Origin of the sequence: Streptomyces sp. NPDC052107, from assembly GCF_040680215.1 — a bacterium.
Classification (GTDB): domain Bacteria; phylum Actinomycetota; class Actinomycetes; order Streptomycetales; family Streptomycetaceae; genus Streptomyces.
This window is the reverse complement of record NZ_JBFAWG010000002.1, coordinates 60,808-77,778: the sequence shown is the minus strand read 5'-3', so window position 1 is coordinate 77,778 and position 16,971 is coordinate 60,808. Positions and strand designations below refer to the sequence as shown.

General features: G+C 70.7%; 16 protein-coding genes and 1 pseudogene. 9 read left to right on the top strand and 8 right to left on the bottom strand.

What is annotated here, in order from left to right; genetic code table 11:
- Positions 1 to 28: 28 nt before the first annotated feature.
- A complete protein-coding gene (locus AB0M27_RS02240) occupies positions 29 to 652 on the bottom strand; it encodes a class I SAM-dependent methyltransferase (RefSeq protein WP_365717004.1) in 624 nt (207 codons plus the stop codon).
- Positions 653 to 764: 112 nt separating this feature from the next.
- On the opposite strand from AB0M27_RS02240, the gene AB0M27_RS02235 reads away from it, so the two are divergent.
- On the top strand, positions 765 to 899 hold the full coding sequence (locus AB0M27_RS02235) for a hypothetical protein (protein WP_365717002.1): 135 nt from the start codon (positions 765 to 767) through the stop codon (positions 897 to 899).
- 16 nt (positions 900 to 915) lie between these two features.
- Here the strand turns inward: AB0M27_RS02235 and AB0M27_RS02230 are convergent, their stop codons facing one another.
- Together AB0M27_RS02230 and AB0M27_RS02225 are read right to left on the bottom strand one after the other, a co-directional pair.
- The gene (locus AB0M27_RS02230) at positions 916 to 1,374 is read right to left on the bottom strand and encodes a GNAT family N-acetyltransferase (protein ID WP_365717000.1); all 459 of its coding nucleotides are present in this window, start codon (positions 1,372 to 1,374) and stop codon (positions 916 to 918) included.
- Between the two features lie 65 nt (positions 1,375 to 1,439).
- Positions 1,440 to 1,904, bottom strand: a complete 465-nt coding sequence (locus tag AB0M27_RS02225; RefSeq protein WP_365716998.1) for an SRPBCC family protein — start codon at positions 1,902 to 1,904, stop codon at positions 1,440 to 1,442.
- A 46-nt stretch (positions 1,905 to 1,950) separates the two neighbouring features.
- On the opposite strand from AB0M27_RS02225, the gene AB0M27_RS02220 reads away from it, so the two are divergent.
- The 3 genes and pseudogenes from AB0M27_RS02220 (at position 1,951) to AB0M27_RS02210 (ending at position 3,643) form a co-directional block, all read left to right on the top strand.
- A complete protein-coding gene (locus AB0M27_RS02220; protein ID WP_365716996.1) occupies positions 1,951 to 2,589 on the top strand; it encodes a TetR/AcrR family transcriptional regulator in 639 nt (212 codons plus the stop codon).
- Between the two features lie 158 nt (positions 2,590 to 2,747).
- Positions 2,748 to 2,915, top strand: a pseudogene (locus tag AB0M27_RS02215) (LysR family transcriptional regulator); the annotation flags it as partial.
- Positions 2,916 to 2,926: 11 nt separating this feature from the next.
- Positions 2,927 to 3,643, top strand: a complete 717-nt coding sequence (locus tag AB0M27_RS02210; protein ID WP_365716994.1) for a LysR family substrate-binding domain-containing protein — start codon at positions 2,927 to 2,929, stop codon at positions 3,641 to 3,643.
- A gap of 112 nt (positions 3,644 to 3,755) precedes the next feature.
- Here AB0M27_RS02210 and AB0M27_RS02205 read toward each other — a convergent pair whose 3' ends face one another.
- A complete protein-coding gene (locus tag AB0M27_RS02205) occupies positions 3,756 to 5,210 on the bottom strand; it encodes a carboxylesterase family protein (protein WP_365716992.1) in 1,455 nt (484 codons plus the stop codon).
- 116 nt (positions 5,211 to 5,326) lie between these two features.
- Here AB0M27_RS02205 and AB0M27_RS02200 point away from each other — a divergent pair, with 116 nt between their 5' ends.
- From AB0M27_RS02200 to AB0M27_RS02185, 4 genes are all read left to right on the top strand, one after another.
- Positions 5,327 to 6,304 (top strand): Lrp/AsnC family transcriptional regulator, encoded by a 978-nt coding sequence (locus AB0M27_RS02200; protein WP_365716990.1) that lies wholly within the window; start codon positions 5,327 to 5,329, stop codon positions 6,302 to 6,304.
- A gap of 414 nt (positions 6,305 to 6,718) precedes the next feature.
- Entirely contained in the window at positions 6,719 to 7,150 is a 432-nt protein-coding gene (locus AB0M27_RS02195; protein ID WP_365716988.1) for a hypothetical protein, read from the top strand.
- A 190-nt stretch (positions 7,151 to 7,340) separates the two neighbouring features.
- Positions 7,341 to 8,933, top strand: coding sequence for an FAD-binding oxidoreductase (locus tag AB0M27_RS02190; protein ID WP_365716986.1), 1,593 nt, complete (start codon positions 7,341 to 7,343; stop codon positions 8,931 to 8,933).
- 459 nt (positions 8,934 to 9,392) lie between these two features.
- On the top strand, positions 9,393 to 10,379 hold the full coding sequence (locus AB0M27_RS02185) for a lytic polysaccharide monooxygenase (RefSeq protein WP_365716984.1): 987 nt from the start codon (positions 9,393 to 9,395) through the stop codon (positions 10,377 to 10,379).
- Between the two features lie 50 nt (positions 10,380 to 10,429).
- Here the strand turns inward: AB0M27_RS02185 and AB0M27_RS02180 are convergent, their stop codons facing one another.
- Both AB0M27_RS02180 and AB0M27_RS02175 read right to left on the bottom strand, forming a co-directional pair.
- Positions 10,430 to 11,329 (bottom strand): alpha/beta fold hydrolase, encoded by a 900-nt coding sequence (locus AB0M27_RS02180; protein ID WP_365716982.1) that lies wholly within the window; start codon positions 11,327 to 11,329, stop codon positions 10,430 to 10,432.
- A gap of 167 nt (positions 11,330 to 11,496) precedes the next feature.
- On the bottom strand, positions 11,497 to 11,943 hold the full coding sequence (locus AB0M27_RS02175; protein WP_365716980.1) for a MarR family winged helix-turn-helix transcriptional regulator: 447 nt from the start codon (positions 11,941 to 11,943) through the stop codon (positions 11,497 to 11,499).
- A gap of 87 nt (positions 11,944 to 12,030) precedes the next feature.
- Between AB0M27_RS02175 and AB0M27_RS02170 the strand changes: the two genes are divergently transcribed.
- Positions 12,031 to 12,405, top strand: a complete 375-nt coding sequence (locus tag AB0M27_RS02170) for a cupin domain-containing protein (RefSeq protein WP_365716979.1) — start codon at positions 12,031 to 12,033, stop codon at positions 12,403 to 12,405.
- Here AB0M27_RS02170 and AB0M27_RS02165 read toward each other — a convergent pair.
- Together AB0M27_RS02165 and AB0M27_RS02160 are read right to left on the bottom strand one after the other, a co-directional pair.
- Complete coding sequence (locus AB0M27_RS02165) at positions 12,383 to 13,396, bottom strand: hypothetical protein (protein ID WP_365716977.1); 1,014 nt, start codon at positions 13,394 to 13,396, stop codon at positions 12,383 to 12,385. The genes AB0M27_RS02170 and AB0M27_RS02165 overlap by 23 nt on opposite strands.
- The gene (locus tag AB0M27_RS02160; protein ID WP_365716975.1) at positions 13,393 to 16,833 is read right to left on the bottom strand and encodes a DNA polymerase III subunit alpha; all 3,441 of its coding nucleotides are present in this window, start codon (positions 16,831 to 16,833) and stop codon (positions 13,393 to 13,395) included. The genes AB0M27_RS02165 and AB0M27_RS02160 overlap by 4 nt, the downstream gene beginning before the upstream one ends.
- Positions 16,834 to 16,971 lie beyond the last annotated feature (138 nt).

The following is a 16,971-nucleotide window of genomic DNA, read 5'->3' as shown; positions in this document are numbered from 1 at the left end:
ACCCCCGGTCAGGAAGGGGCCCCCTCCCTCACACTCCCGCCACCACCGCGTACCGCTCGTCCTCCACCGTCTTCCCCCACAACAGCGAGTCGTCGGACAGCCGCTCCACGCGCACGTCCGGGCTCAGCGGTGCCAGCAGTGCGGTGAGGCGGTCGGCGGGGATGCCTGTGGGGTGCAGGGTGCCCCAGACGCCCTCGACCAGCACGAAACGGCCTCCGGGGCGCAGGAGGTCCCGCCAGTGCCGCAGCACCCGGCCGGGCTCCGGCAGGGTCCACAGGACGTGCCGTACGAGCACGACGTCGAAGCGCTGCTCCCCCACCGGTGGAGCCGCCGCCTCCCCGCGCAGGACCGCCGCGTCGCGCCCGGCGAGCTTGGCGCGGGCCCGCTCGACCATGGCCGGGGACGAGTCGACGCCCGTCACCCGGTGTCCCTGTTCGGCCGCGAGGAGCGACAAACTGCCGGTGCCGCAGCCGAGGTCGAGGACGTCGGCGGAGTGCTCGGGCAGCCAGGAACGGAGCCGGTCCGCCCAGGCCGCGCGGGTCTCGGGGTCGCGCAGGCCGTGGTCCGGCTCGTCGTCGAAGACGCCCGCCGCGGCGTCCCAGTCTACTTCCGGGGTACCCGCCGCAACTGTGTCGTCATTCACGTTCGTCATGCCCAAAGAGTGACAGTCGCCACTGACAACCCGGCTCCGATGAGGAACTCTCGCCAAAAGCGTCTACCGCCGTGACAACACGGAAACTCGGTGGGCACTGAAGGAGGCAGCCATGCGCCGCGTGACCGTGCACAAGCCCCTGAAGAAGACGGACGGCCGCCGAATCCGCGAAGAGGCCGAGGAACACCCCGCGAAACGTCCCGAGGTGCGCAAGGACATCGCACGCACCTGGTGGCCCGACGGTTGACCCCGCCAGGGCCGTTTCAATCCAGCCGCTTGCGGTAGTGGATCCGGTCGTAGGGCCCGTCGACACGGCGTTCCACGATCTCGTATCCGTACTTCGGATAGATCTCCTGGTTCTCCCACATCAACGCGTTCGTGTAGAGCCTGATCTCGCCGAGGCCCAGCTCACGCGCGCGTGCGTCGACGAAACGCAGCAGCCGCCGCCCGACGCCCGTGCCGTGGGCGTCGGGGTGGACGGCGATGCTGTCCAGGAAGAGATGGTCGGCGAACGCCTCGATCACGACCAGCCCGTCGACGGGCGCTCCGGTGACGAACACCTTCCCGGCGGCCACGTTCGCGGCGTGGTCCTCCTCCATGGGCTGCGGCACCACACCGATGCGCTCGATGTAGGGGTGGTAGGCCGCGTCCGTCACGGCCTTGACGGCCGGCACGTCCTCGGCGTCGGCCGGCCGCACACGCTCCGGGTTCTCCTCGATCATGGACGCACGCTATCCATCCGAGCGCGGTACGGGCATCCCTCGGGCAGCAGCAGCGGCCCGCGCCGTCAGGAGCCGGCGGTGGACAGGTGGCGAGCCAACTCGGTGGCCAGGCGCCGCATGACCGTGCGGTTGGCACGCCGCATGGTGGTCCGTACGACGGGGGCCAGCAGCCGGTCGGCCAGCGGGGCGCGCACCCAGGTGTACGTGAACGAGACGCGGCTCCCGCCGGCGGGCACAGGGGCGATGACGTAGGTGCCGTGGGCCCGGCGCCGGCCGGCCGCGCTGACGTTGTGTTCGACGATGCGCAGCGGCGCCTCGGCCTCGACGACCTCGATGGTGACGTTGGTTCGCACGCCACCCAGCGCGGCGGTGACCTTGGCGCACGATCCGACACCCCGGCGGGGGCCGCTGTAGCGCCAGTCGGACAGGTAGTGGTCGGTGAATCGCTCGTGGTGAGCCATGACATCGAGGAAGTCGTAGACCTGCTCGGGCGTCTGCGGTACGTCGATCGACACGGTGACCGGCTTCATGTACCACACGGTACATGTGCCATGTACCGATTGGTACACTCGCGTCGTGGTGAATACGGGCAACTCGCATCCCGAGGGCGCGGTCAGGCAGGGCGAGGCCGGGCAGGGTGAAGACGGGCAGGGCGCGGACCAGGACCGGCGCGCACAACTGGTGGACGCGGCCGTCGACCACGTCGCGGCGCACGGCATCGCGGACCTGAGCCTGCGCCGCCTCGGCGCCGCGATCGGCGTCAGTCACCGCATGCTGATCCACTACTTCGGCTCCAAGGAACAGCTGCTCGTCGAGATCGTCCGGACGTCGGAGCGGCGCCAGCGCGAGCTGCTGTCCCGGCTCCACCTGGAGCCCGGTCTCTCGCCCGCCGATGTGGCGCGGCTGCTGTGGCGGCAGTTGACGGACCCTCGGCTGGCCGGTCAGGAGCGGCTCTTCTTCGAGATCTGCGGGCACGCGCTGCGGGGCCGTCCCGAGGCCGCCCCCGTCCTCGAAGGGCTCGTGACGGACTGGCTGGAGCCGCTCGTGGCCGCCGAGACCGGCGCGGGGGCGGACCCCACCACGGCCCGGAGCCGCGCCAGGCTGGGGCTCGCCACCGTCCGCGGTCTGCTGCTCGACCTGCTCGCCACCGGTGACCGCGCCGGCGTCGACGCGGCGATGGAGGAGTTCCTGCGGCTGTACTACGGCCCGGAGTGACGAGGTCACCACGACCGGGCAGCCTGGGAGCCAGCATCAGGAGCCGGCGTCGGTGCGTGAGACGAGCTCGGCGATGTGTGCCCACATCTGCGGTGGGTTGGAGTGCATCGGGAAGTGGGCGCAGTGCGTGATCTCGGCGAGTTCGACGCCGCCTTGAGATCCGGCAGGCCCGGTACTTCGTCGCGGTCGCCGAAGAACTCCACTTCGGACGTGCGGCGCGGCGGCTGCAGAGGTCCCAGCCGCCGCTGTCCCAGGCGATCAAGCAACTCGAACAGCAGCTCGGCTGTGAACTGCTGCACCGCAACCAGCGGTCGGTCGCCCTGACCCCGCCGGAGCCGTGTTCCCGGACCACTGCCGCACGCTGATCCGCCAGGCCGAGGAGGCGGCGGTCGCTGCCCGGCAGGCTGCCACCGGGCGCGGCGGACGACTGAGCCTGGGCGCCGTCGCCTCTGCCTTCTCCTGGCCCCTGCCGCTCGTGCTGGAGCGGTTCCACGAGGCCGTGCCGGACGTCGAGATCCGCACCCAGGAGATCGACACCCACGAGGCCGCGGCCGGGCTCCTCGACCGCTCGCTCGACCGGGCGATCGTGCGCCAGACCGCCCCGGTGCGCGGCACCACGGCGACCTCGCTCTTCGCCGACCGGTTCGTCACGGCCCTTCCGGTCCACCACCCAGCCGCCGATGCCACCGGCCCGCTGGACCTGGCCGACCTCGCGGGGAGCCCGTGGGTGTGGCTGCACCGCCACATCTCCCCCGACTACCACGACGCCATGGCGACCATGTGCCGGACCGCCGGCTTCAGCCCCGTCCCGGCCCACTGGGCACGATCGGTGACCTCGCAGATCGCCATGGTCGAGTGTGGCCTCGGCGTCACCGTCGTACCCGCTGCGGCGTCAGCACCACGCCCCGCCGTCCGCTTCAGACCGCTCCGTCACGCGACGGCCACCATCGAACTCACCGCCATGACAAGATCCAGCCCTGGTGCGCCGGCCGGGCGCCTCACCGCCATCGCAGCCCGACTGACCACGGCACAGGCACCGCCGCCGCACGACTGACTCCGGATGGCGGGCCGGTCCAAGGGGTGGATGGCGGCCGGCAGGGTGAGGAAATCGGCCCAGTGAGGCATGGTCGGCTTGCGGAAGACGTTCTTCACGACGGTCTCGTCGCTCAGCCGAAGTGGCGGATGCGGGCGGCGGTTGCGGGGGCGTAGGGCAGCCAGTCCCTGGCCGTTCCGGCGGTGACGAACTCGGCGAGGGCGGTCGCGAATTCGTGGCCCAGGGCACGCTGGGTGTCGCCGGCTCCGACGAGGATGGGGCTGTCGGGGTAGGCGTCGAAGGTGTCGAAGAGGAAGGGCAGTTCGGCGCAGTGGGTGGCGCCCAGGGCGTGGGCGTCGTCGGTGGGGGCGTAGTCGAACTGGTAGACGTAGGTGGTGTTGCCGCCGGCCGCGTGATGGTCGGCGACCTCCAGCGAGCCGTCGCGGAAGAGTCCGTCGGTCTGCACCGCGGTGAAGATCTGCGCCGGTGTCGCCTGCGGGAGCCGGGCGGCGTGCTGCAGGTAGACGTCCTGGGCTGCCTGCCGGCCGACCTGGGAGGTGAGCACATCCAGGGCGGCGGTAGTGGTGAGGTTCTGGATGCGGGGGTCGAAGGCGAAGAACGCCGTCGCCTCGTCGCGGGTGGTGCCGATCAGCAGCGCCTTGCCCTCCAAGGTGCCGTCGGCAAGGGCCTGTTGCCGGGTGCGGGGCATGCCGGGTGCACCGAGGACCGGGTACATCGGCGGGGCGGCGTTGCCCGGAGCCGCGAGCTGTACGGAGAGCCGGCCGTAGGCGTCCAGCAACTGCTCGGCCGGCAGCGCGCGCAGGGCCTTTGCGGGGTCGGCGCCGGCTGGGATGCCCAGCAGGCGCAGATAGGAGTCTGCGTTCTCGGCGGCCTGGTGCGCATCCTGCGGGTTCAGGCCGAAGGGGCCGCTCTGCAGCAGCACCCGGGTGATGGATCCGTTCGTCTCGGGGTCGAGCGCGAGCGACAGGGCCGAGTACGCTCCGGCGGACTGCCCGCCGACGGTCACCGTGCGCGGGTCGCCGCCGAAGGAGGCGATGTTGTTCTGCACCCAGCGCAGAACGGCGCCCTGGTCCTGGGGGCCGAGGTTGGCCGCGCCGATCTGGGGCAGGTAGAGGTAACCCAGCGGTCCCACCCGGTAGTTGGCAGTGACGACCACGATGTCGCCCAGGGCGGCGAGGCGGCCGCCGTCGTACCAGTCCCAGCCGCCGGCGCCGCTGGTGAAGCCACCGCCGTGCCACCAGACCAGGACCGGTCGGGCCGTGCCGTCCTCCAGCGCCCGGCGTGGGGTGAAGACGTTGACGGTCAGGCTGCCGTCCTCGTTCCAGTCCGGCACGCGTCGCCCCTGCACCCGCTCCAGCCGGGAGGCCGCCTGCGGAACGGACGGGCCGGCCTGCGCCGCTTCTCGCACGTCCGTCCAGCCCGGGTGCGCCTGCGGCGGCGCGAACCGCAGCTCGCCGACCGGCGACGCAGCGTACGGGATTCCCCGGAAGGAGATCGCCTCGCCCTCCGCGACTCCCCTGACCTTGCCCCGGTCGGTGTCCACGACCGTGTGCTCGATACCGGTCATCGTGCTCACCTGCTTCCTCTCGTCTCGGTTGCTCTGAGACGTTTCTAGGCCGGAACCAGAATCTGAGCCAGAAATGGCCATCTGAATCGAGGAAGAAGGACATAAGGTCTCGGGTCATGGAGAAAGTGCGCCATCAACTGAATGAAACGGATAGTCGGATCGCCGCCGCGATGCTGGCCGCCCCGCGCGCCTCCTGGCGCACGGTCGGCCGCGTCCTGGGCATCTCGGAGCGCACGGTCGTACGCCGTGCTGCACCGCTGTTCGGCGACGGCACGCTGCGGACCACGGCCGTACGCAACCCCGTGCACTTCCCCGAGCTGATTCCGCTGGCCCTGCGCATCCGCTGCCGGCCCAACCGGATCAGCGCCATCGCCGCCACCCTCGCCCGCCGCCCCGACACCATCTGGGTCGACGTCCTCGGCGGCGGCGACGAGATCTGCACCATCCTGCACCTGGACGGGCCGGACGCCCGCAACAACCTGCTGCTGCGCGACCTGCCCGCCACCCCCGCGGTCCAGTCCTGGACCGCGCACGTCCTGCTACGGGTCTTCCCGGCCGCCTTCGACTGGAGCGGCGGCCTGCTGACGGAGACCGAACTGACCAGCCTGCGGCCGGACATGCCCGCGGCACCCGCCCGCCCCGTCCTCCAGCCCATCGACCACCAGCTGATCACCGCACTGATCGGCGACGGGCGAGCCTCCTACACCGACCTCGCGCGCCGCGTCGACACCACCGCCCTCACCGCCCGCCGCCGGGTAGAGGCGCTGGTGGGCGGCCAGGTGCTCAGGCTCGCCACCGAAGTCGATCTCGCCCGGCTGGGCGTCCGCGCCGAGGCACTTCTGTGGATGACGGTCGCACCCGGCGGCCTGGAAGAGACGGGCCAACAGCTCAGCCGCCACCCGCAAGTCCGCTTCGCCTCCGCCACCACTGGCCGGGCCAACCTCCTCGTGGCCGTCGCCGCAGCCGATCTCGACGCGCTCTACCGTTTCCTGAGCGACACCATCGGCGCCCTCGAACACATCACCACCCTCGAGGTCACCCCCATCCTGACCGGGGTCAAGAGGACCGGCCTGGTCCGCCCAGGCAGCCTCTGAGCCGATCACCGGTTCCGGCCGGCTCCAGGACGGAGGGGGCTCCGCTGCCGACTGCGGGTCCGTAGTGGCTCGGCACCCGACCCCGACTCGTAAGCGAGGAACCGATCACGACGACCGACTTCGACCGCGACCGCCCCGGCCCGGACATCGACGCGCTCGTCGCGCGTCTTGCCTCCGGGGAACGGACCTGGGCCCGCACCACCCTGGCCGAGCGGCGTCGCCTGCTGGGCGAGGTGTGCACGGCCGCCTGGGCCGTAGCCGGCGATTGGGTGCGCACCGCCACCCAAATCAAGCAGCTGGACGACGCGTCACCGCTGGTCGGCGAGGAGTGGATGAGCGGACCCTACGCCCTGATCACCTACGCCCAGGCGCTCCGGGAGACTCTGCGGCGCCTGGAGGAGGGGGGCCGACGTCGTGGCCGGCCGCCGTATCGGCCCGGCCCCGGGCGGTCGGCTCGCCGTCCAGGTGTTTCCGCACAACGCCTTCGACAGACTGCTGCTGAACGGCTTCCGTGCCGAGGTCTGGACGACACCGGTCACCACCGAGCGGGACCTGCGGACCAGGGCCGGCCTCGGGCAGCGCACGCCGCAGCACACCCGGGGCGTGGCCCTGGTCCTCGGCGCCGGGAACATCTTCTGCATCCCGCCGCTGGACGTGCTCTATCGGCTCTACGCCGAGAACCGCACCGCGGTGCTCGAGCTGAACCCGAACACCGACGCGCCGACCGATGTCTACCGGACGATCTTCAAGGCCATGCTCGGCTCTCGGTTTGAGAACCACGCGGGTCCACCCATCCTCTGGACGTTTGGAAAGCCGTCAGCCCCTTTGCCAAGTACCGCATGGTGAAGGCGCTGACTGCACGTTCGTAGACAACGGCCCTGGGTCGTCTGTGCTGTTTGGCGGTGCGTCTCTCCCCCTTTCGTGTAGTGGGTTTGGCGAGTGGACAGCCGACGGGGATGGCACCGGTCGACGCTCAACGAACTGGCCGATGGGATCGCAGGAGGAGCCTGCGACCGCTGCGTGAGGGTAGGTCACTGTGATCGACAGGCGGGACGTGCTGCGGGCGGGTGTGTTGGGAACCGCCTCCGGGGCGCTGGGGCTTCAGGTACCGGAAAGTGCGGCTGCGGTAGCTGAGGCAGCAGAACGAGTCGGCCGTCGGGACTGGGAGCGGTTGGCCGATGCGCTGTCCCCTCGGTCCACCCTCTACCGGCCGCCCGGCTCCGTATACCCGTCGCTGGCCTTGCCGTTCAACCACAGGTACGCCGGAATTCGGCCTGCCGGCATCGTTGCCTGCGCGACTACCAGGGACGTGCGTGAGGCGATCCGCTGGGCTCGCGCGGTAGGGCTGCCCGCCGTACCACGCTCCGGGCTGGGACACAACTACGCCGGGTATTCGACCACCACGGGCCTGCTGCTGAATATGGCCCGCATGAGGAGCATCGTCTCCACCCCGATGCCGGGCGGTGCCCGCCCTCGGGTCTACGGGCCGATGAAGGTCGTGCACGACGCCGGTACCGTCACCGTAGGGGCCGGGGTCACCAACGGCGACCTGCATCCGCTGTTGGAGGACCACGACATGTTCGTGCCGACCGGTCGTTGCCCCAGCGTCGGGGTCGCGGGGCTGGTGCTGGGCGGCGGTATCGGCTTCAGCGACAAGATGTTCGGCCTGACCTGCGACCGGCTCGTTGCCACGACCGTCGTGCTCGCCGACGGACGGGCGGTCAAGGCCAGCAAGGACTCGCACCCCGACCTGTTCTGGGCCTGCCGCGGCGGAGCCGGCAACAACTTCGGTGTCAACACCTCGTTCACCTTCCAGTACGAGCAGTTCGAGGGCACCGTGGGGGTCTACCGGCTCCGTTGGAGCCTGGACTCCGTACTGCCGGTGATCGCCGCCGCGCAGCGCATCGCCCAGGACACCGTGGACGACAAGCGGTTCCATCTGCGACTGGGCATCGGGACCAGCGGGACGACCAGGACACAGATCCATGCGAATGCCAACGTCAACGCCATTGGCCAGTACTACGGCACTGTCCAGGAACTGCGTGCCGTCCTCGCCCCGCTACTCAAGATCGGCACGGCTGAGGAACGCGCCCGCAACAGCGCGTCCGTCCGTCAGGTCACCCCCGGTGAGGCGAGCGTACTGCTGAGCGCCACCACACCAGTCGAACGCTTCGCCGCCAAATCGGCGATCCTGCACTCCCGCACACTCCTGACCGATCAGCAGGTCAGCGTGGCAGCCGAGCGCCTACTGGACTGGCCTGGCAGCGGCAACGCGGACGGAGCCGGGTTCGCAATGTTCGCCCTCGGTGGTGAGATCAACCAGGTACCACCGGACGCGACCGCGTTCGTACACCGAAACGGCCTCTTCGTCTTCGCCGCCGAGACCTCGTGGGCAGACTACGACCACCCCGGCGTCGCCGAAGCCAACCTCCACTGGCTCAAGCAGTTCTACAACGACATCTTCTCGGAGAACTCGCCCGAACACGCATACCAGAACTTCCCCGACCCAACACTGAAGAACTGGCGGCAGGCCTACTACGGCACGAATTACCCCCGCCTGGTCGACGTGAAGCGGAAATACGACCCGACCGGCTTCTTCGACTACCCGCAAGCGATCGGCACAAGTTGAGCCCAGACGGCGAGGTTTCCTATCGGATGAGGTTGTCGGCTTACACCGTGTCCTATGTGGTGTGGCGGACTGGAACGCGCCGGCACGTGGCATGTATCAGCCTGGCGTCGCCGGAAGTCCCCTGCCCTCGGGGCGTGGAGCATGCCTGATCAGACTGAGTCCGCTGTGCTCGACCTCGTCGATGCTGCTCACATGGTCGATTTCCTGGGCTGTCGCGACACCGCGGAGATTCACGGACAGCAGCACTGCTTGGGCACAGGTGGGCCACCGGGTCCCTCCTCCTCTTCCTGAGCCCCCGGTTAGTCCGGCCTTAACGGCGCCATAAGGATCTCCTCCGTCCGCCTCCGGCAGGCGATTTCTCGGTTTCTTGGGGCTAGCTTCGGATCACCCCCCACGGGTTCCACCCGGGTTCCCCCGGGTTCCGCCCCCACCGAAGGACCGTCTTCCCAGGAGTTCCGCATGCCCGCTCGTGCCCGTCGTACGGCCGCAGCCGTCGCCGTGCTCGGTCTGCCGCCCCTCGCCCTGACCGCGCTCGCCGCCGCTCCGGCGTCCGCGCACGGTTCGATGGGCGACCCGGTCAGCCGTGTCTCGCAGTGCTACGCGGAGGGCCCGGAGAGTCCGAAGTCGGCCGCGTGCAAGGCCGCCGTGGCGGCCGGCGGCACGCAGGCGCTGTACGACTGGAACGGCATCCGGATCGGCGATGCCGCGGGACAGCACCAGAAGCTGATCCCGGACGGCAAGCTGTGCAGCGCGAACAACGAGGAGTTCAAGGGCCTCGACCTGGCCCGCGCCGACTGGCCGGCGACGAGCGTGCACAGCGGGTCGTACACCTTCAAGTACCGGGTGACGGCGCCGCACAAGGGCACCTTCAAGGTCTATCTCACCAAGCCCGGTTACGACCCCGCCAAGCCGCCGGCCTGGTCCGGGCTGGACCTGGAGCACCCGGTGGCGACGGTCACGGACCCAGTCGCCGCGGGCGGTTTCTACACGTTCTCCGGCACGCTTCCCGAGCGGTCCGGCCGGCAGCTGCTGTACGCGATCTGGCAGCGCTCGGACAGCCCGGAGGCGTTCTACTCCTGCTCGGACGTGGACTTCGGCGGCGCCGGCGGGGGGAGCACGGGCGGCGGCCCCGCTCCGACGGCATCCGTGCCCTCCGACCAGCAGATGGCGGCCGGTGCCGACAAGTCGACGATGCGGCATCACGGTCACGGCGGCGACACCGCGAGCACGCCGGCCCAGCAGCCCTCGCGGCAGCCCTCTCAGCAGCCCTCGACCGCGCCCAACACCCCTGAGGAGGCGGGTACTTCGCGCGATCTCGCGGAGACCGGCGCCTCCTCCGGAACCGGCTACGTCGCGATCGGCGGCGCGGCGGCGCTGGCGCTCGGTTCGGCGGCGCTGTTCCTGTCGGTGCGGCGGCGCGCGGCGGGTGGCAGCCACCGCCGCTGAGGTTCCGGGGCCTGTCCGGCGGCTCAGGTCGGACAGGCCCCGGCGGCGCGTCAGCTGAAGACCGACGCGCAGGTGGTGGCGGTGGCGTGGGGCGGGTCGAGCGCGTTGGCCACCTCGTGGAAGGCGATGCGGTCGATCAGGCCGATGGCGACGTGCTCGGAGAGGTCGAGCGGGCACAGGTCCTGGAGCAGGACGTTGTGGACGTCGGAGCCGCTCAGGTACTGGCTCTGCCAAGGGGTGGCCACCTCGTCGTACTTGGTGGCGATGACCGTGTAGTGCACTCCGGGGACCGTGTCGCCGCCCGCGTTGAGCCTGGTGAGGAAGTCGGAGCCGGGGATCTGGTCGCCGAGGCCGGGGGTGGTGGCCTTGATCAGGTCCGAGGCGCCGGGGAAGTACGGCAGCAGGTTGGTGAGGCCGCTCAGCGTGGCGCCGTGGTTGTCGGGGGCCAGGCCGACGAGGGCGTTCACCTTGCCGGCTCCGCCGAGGAACTTCAGGTAGTAGCGGGGCATCATGCCGCCCTGGGAGTGACCGACCAGGTCGGCCTTGGCGGCTCCGGTCGCGGCGAGCACCTTGTCCACGAAGGCCGACAGCTGCTCGGCCGACTTGTCGATGGGACCGAGGCCGTAGAAGAGGGGGACGCCGGTCAGCTGGCCGTAGTCGAGGGAGTAGACGCAGTATCCGCGGTCCTTCAGGTAGGGGGCGAGGGAGAGCCAGTTGTCGACCGAGTTGCCCAGGGTGCCGTGGACCAGGACGACCGGTCGGGGATGGGCGGCGGAGGGCTTGCAGGAGAAGTCGTTCCAACCTCCCCCACTCTCGGCTTCGCTCGAGCGGGGGGACGCCCAGCTGGGGGCGGTGTCGGCGGCAGCGGCCGTTGCGGCGGGAACGGTGGCGACGGCGGCGGTGAGGAGCAGCGCGGCCAGGGGTCTGAGCACTCGCTTCCAGGGCAGCATCGTGTGATCTCCTTGCGGCTCAAGGGAGGTGGGGGCCTTACCCTGTGATCCGGATCACGAGGATGCTGTTCACTCGTCAAGTTACGGGCGAGTAGCACACGTGTGAAGTTACGCGTCAGTAAAAACTTCCAGCGATAACCAGAGTGGCGCCGAACACTGACGGACCGTCACCAGGCTGGCTTGATCGGACCATAGGGAGCGATCCGCGCCAAACGCTCCCCCAACACGCGCACTTCACCCTCGCCCAGCAGTTCGGCCCATCCCCCCACGACCTCGGCCGCCGCCTCCTCCGCCGCCCGGGTGCAGGCCCAGCCGCGCCCGGTCAGCACGACCAGCCGGGCCCGCGCGTCCTGCGGATGCGGCCGCCGCTCCGCGTACCCCTTCCGCACGATCTCGTCCACCAGCTGGCTCGCGGCCTGCTTGGTCACCCCGAGGTGCGCCGCGAGGTCGGTGACGGTGGCCCCGTCCGGGGCGAGCCGCGCGAAGGCGAAACCGTGCGCCGGCCGCAGATCGGTGAACCCGCGTGCCACGACCCCGTCATGGATGCGTTGCGTGAGGTCGCCGGCGACGGCGAGCAGGGCGGCGGACAGGGCGATGGCTTCGGAGTTCTGCACGGAGGCATTGAAACACCGTTGACAAGTTGGTCAAGTAGCTTGACCATATAGTCAAGCCACTTGACCAGTTGAACGGAGATCACCGGTATGCCCGTCGTCCGCTCTTCCGAGGCCACGACCCATGAGATCCACGGCGCCCGCTTCGTCTCGTACGCCAGTCCGCTCACCGGCAGCAGGGAACTGTGCGCGTGGCGCGGGGAGATCCCCGCGGGCATCAAGGCGCCCGCCCACACCGTCAGCCGCGAGGAGATCTTCCATCTGCTCGTGGGCGAGCTGCTGATCACCCTCGACGGCCGCACCGAGCGCATCAGCGCGGGCGACACGGTCATCGTCAACCCCGGTACGACCCTCGGAGTGGAGAACCCGACCGATCACACCGCGCTCTCCTGGGTCACCACCTCCGTCGGCCTGGAGGCGGAGCTGGCCGACGGCACACGCGTCACGCCGCCCTGGGCCAATTGACAGACGTGGAGCCGCCGCCACGCCCCAGCGCCCCCGGCATCACCGCCTTGGGCCCGAACTTCGCCCGCGCGCGGTCCGCGACCTCCTCGATGCGGCGGACCTTCTCGTCCACGGGGTCGAAGGTGAGCTGGTGGGAGGCCTGCTCGGCGGGGGCCAGGCCCTCGGCGCGCAGGGCGAGCGCGCGAACCCGGGCGCGCTGCAGCCCGAGCGCCTCGTACATGCCGTAGGCCGCCCTGGTGAGGGCCGCCGAGTGCGCGGTCGGCTCCTTCAAAGTGCGGCTGCGGGTGGTCGAAGAGCGGTCGGCGTAGCGCACGGTGAGGGTCAGGGTGCGGCAGACCTTCTGCACCGCGCGCAGCCGGGCGCCCAGCTCCTCGGCGGCGGACAGCAGCGCCCTGCGATGCCGGCCGGGGTCCAGTTCGTCGAGGTCGAAGGCGCGTTCCGTGACCAGCGACCGTGAGACGGCGTTCGGCACGACCCGCCCCCGGTCGATGCCGCTCGCCTTCTCCCGCAGCTCGCGGCCGGCCTTCGCGCCGATCAGCCGCTGGAGCGTGGACAGCGGCGCACCGGCGACCAGGCCCAGGGTGTCCAGGCCGTACTCGCTCAGGGTGCGGGCGGTCGCCGCGCCGACGCCGGGCAGCGCCGACACCGGCCGTTCCGCGAGAAACTCCGCGATGCCGTCCGGATCCTCGGGCACGACACACGTCACCCCGGGCCGGGCGTCGCGCAGCGCCACACGCGCCAGCATCGGTCCGGGACCGGCGCCGATCACACAGTCGACGCCGTACAACGCGAGGGCCCGCACCCGAATCACCGAGGCCAGCTCCACCACGCTGCGCCCGAAGTACCGCTCGGCACCGCGCAGATCGGCCAGCACCCCGTCCGGCGGCAGCGCCTCCACGACCGGGGTGAAGTCCTCCAGCAACCCCAGCAGCCCCGGCAGGGCCGCCTCGTACATCGGCGGCAGCTGGAAACGTACGCAGAGGATGGTCATCCCGCACTCCCCGGACTCTGGTGCCACAACTTCCGTATCGCCGAAGGCCCTTGTGCGGCCTCCTGCCCCGCGGGCCGCAGATCGGCCCACGGATGCATCTCGTATCCGGTCGGCAGCTGGATCCGCCGCCCGCCGGTCGGATCGCCGCCCGCTCCCTCGGCCACGGGCTCCGCGAGCCGCGCCGCCACCTCGTCGAGACCGCCCTCGGCACGCAGTTCCACCAGCTCGGCGAGGTTCCAGGCGGCGGACCCCACCACGCTCAGACTGCGCGGACCACGCCGCTGCACCACTCCGCGCACCAGCAGCAGCCACGAGTGGAAGACGGTGTGGGCACACGCATCGTGCGAGTCGTCGAAGAACGCCAGGTCGACCAGCCCCGTGCCGTCGTCCAGCGTGGAGAAGATGACCCGCTTGCCGGAGCGGATCGGCGGGGTCTGGGTGGCCGCCTTGGCACCCGCGACCAGCACGGTCTCGCCGTGTCGCGCCTCGCGCAGCCGGCGCGCGGAGACCACGCCCAGCTCCTTGAGGAACTCCCGGTGGTCGTCCATCAGATTGCGCGAGGCGTCCATGGACAGCACACCCAGCTCGGCGCTGAGCCGTTCCGCCGACGTCAGGTCCGGCAGCCCCGCCGGCGCGGTCTTCCGCCCGCCCGCCAACGGCAGTTGACCGCCACCACCGCCCCGGGCACCCCGGTGCAGCTCGGTCAGGTGCAGTTGCAGATCCCGCCGGTTGGCGCCGAAGGCGTCCAACGCCCCCACCTGGGCGAGCCGCTGTGCCAGCGGCCGGCTCGGCCGCGCCCGCTCCCAGAAGTCCACCAGGGAGGAGTACGGCTGCCCGTCCGCGATCCTTTTCGCCTCGGCCTCGCTGATGCCGTGCACATCGGAGAGGGCGAGCCGCAGCCCCCATCCCCCCGATTCAGACACCAGTTCGATCCGATGAGCGACCCCGGACACGTTCACGTCCAACGGCAGGATCGGCACCCCGCGCCGCCGCGCGTCCGCCAGCAGCAGCCGCTTCGGATACATCCCGGGGTCGTGCGTGAGCAGCCCGGCGTAGAAGGCGGCCGGGTGATGGGCCTTCAGCCAGGCCGACTGGTAGGTCGGTACGGCGAAGGCGACGGCGTGCGCCTTGCAGAACCCGTACGACCCGAAGGCCTCCACGATCTCCCAGGTCCGACGAATCGTTTCCGTGCTGTACCCCCGAGCCGCCGCCTGCTGTGCGAACCACACCTTGATCCGCGCCTGCGACTCCGGGTCGGACAGCCCCCGCCGCACCCGGTCGGCCTCGCCCCGCCCGCACCCGGTCATGATGGCGACGATGTCGATGACCTGCTCGTGGAAGACGACGACGCCGTACGTCCCGCGCAACGGCTCTTCCAGATCCGGGTGCGGATAGCGCACCGGCGCGCGCCCGTGCCGCGCCTCGATGAAGGGCCGCACCATGTCGGCGGCGACGGGTCCGGGCCGGAACAGCGAAATATCGACGACCAGATCATGAAAGGTACTCGGCTGCAACCGCCCCACCAGATCCCGCTGCCCCGGCGACTCGATCTGGAAGCATCCCAGCGTCTCGGTGGACCGGATCAACCGGTACGTCTCCGGATCCCCGGCCGGCAGCGCGTCCAGGTCGACCCGCTCGCCCGTCACCCGCTCCACCTCGGCGACCGCGTGCGCCATGGCCGACTGCATCCGCACGCCCAGCACATCGAGCTTGAGCAGCCCGAGGTCCTCCACGTCCTCCTTGTCGAACTGCGACATCGGCAGCCCCTCACCGCTGGTGGGCACCACCGGCGTACGGGCGAGAAGCGAGGCGTCGGACAGCAGCACCCCGCACGGATGCATGGCGACGCCGCGCGGCAGGGCATCGAGTGCCTCGACGAGCTCCCACAGCCTGCCGTACCGCGCCCCTTCCCGCTGAAGCTCCCTCGCGAGCCGCTTCAGCTCGGGCAGCTCCTCCAGCGCGGCGCGCGCGTCCCGGGCCCGGATGTGCGGAAAGGACTTGGCCATCCGATCGATCTCACCCGGATCCATGGACAGGGCGGCACCCACATCCCGGATGGCATGGCGCACCCGATAGGTCTCCGGCATGGAAACGGTCGCCACCCGCTCCTCGCCGAACCGGTCGATGATCGCCCGGTAGACCTCCAGCCGCCGAGCGGACTCCACATCGATGTCGATATCGGGCAGCACCACACGTTCCTTGGAGAGGAAGCGCTCCATCAGCAACCCGTGCTCGATCGGATCGGCGTGCGCGATACCCAGCAGATGATTGACGAGGGAGCCCGCCCCGGAACCACGAGCGGCCACCCGGATCCCCATCTTCCTTACGTCGTCAACGACCTGAGCGACCGTCAAAAAATAAGAAGCAAAGCCATGATGGGCGATGATGTCCAGCTCATGGTGCACGCGCTCCCAGTACGCGCGCCGGCCGCCGTACCCGAACCGCACCATCCCGGCCGCCGCCCGCGAGGCAAGGGCCCGCTGGGCGGTGCGCCGCCCGGCACCCACCAGATGCGCCTCGGGAAAGTGAACGGTCCCGATGCCGAGATCCCCCTCGGGGTCCACCCGGCACTCGGCGGCCGTGGCCAGGGTCTGCTCCAGCAGCCGACGGGCGGTGTCCCGCCGATACCCGGCAGCCTCCACGACCCGCTCGGCGACCTGCAGCATGGCCTGCGCGTCCTTCAGCCAGGCCTCACCGGAGTCCAGCTCCCCGCGCGGGTCGATCGGAACCAGCCGCCGTGCGGCGTCCAGCACATCGGCGACGGGCCCCGCCCCCGGATCGGCATACCGGACGGCGTTGCCGAGCACCGGCCGGACCCCCTGCTCGGCAGCGAACCCGACGGTACGGGCGGCCAGCCGCAGCGAGCCGGGCCCCGTACCCCCACGGCCGTGCCAGACGGCCTCCAGACGCAGCGCGTCGCCGTAGACCTCGCGCCAGGGGCCGAGCAGCCGTGCGGCCCGGTCGGGACGCCCCGCGGCAAGGGCGCGACCCACGTCCGACTCCGGACCGAGCAGCACGGTCAGGCCGTCGCCGTGATTGTCCGGCCAGGGCAGCAGGGGCACACCCGCTCCCGCGTGCGCCGCCGTGACGATCCGGCACAGGTCGGCCCACCCCCGGGCGCCGTCCCGGGCAAGAAAGATCACACGAGGAGCCGACTCGTCCACGAAGGCCCCACCACGCGCCGGCACCTTCCGCTTCCCCATTCGGGGCACGGCCTCGGCCGCACCCACCGCCAGATCCACCCCGAAGACCGGCCGCACCCCCACACCGGCGCAGGCCTTGGCGAAGCGCACCGCCCCCGCGACGGTGTCCCGATCGGCGAGAGCGAGCACATCCATCCCCCGCTCCGAGGCGCGCTCCGCCAGCCGCTCCGGATGGGATGCCCCGTACCTCAGGGAGAACCCGGAGACGGTGTGCAGATGCGCGAAGCCCGGCACGCGCACCTCCCGCACTCGTGAGCCCCGAACAGCTCTCGAACATCAGTTCCCTACTTCCACCCCCACCATACCCCTCATTCTCGAACGCGTGTACGACATCCGCTCGACCATCTCCCACCTGCGCAAACACCGCCCACC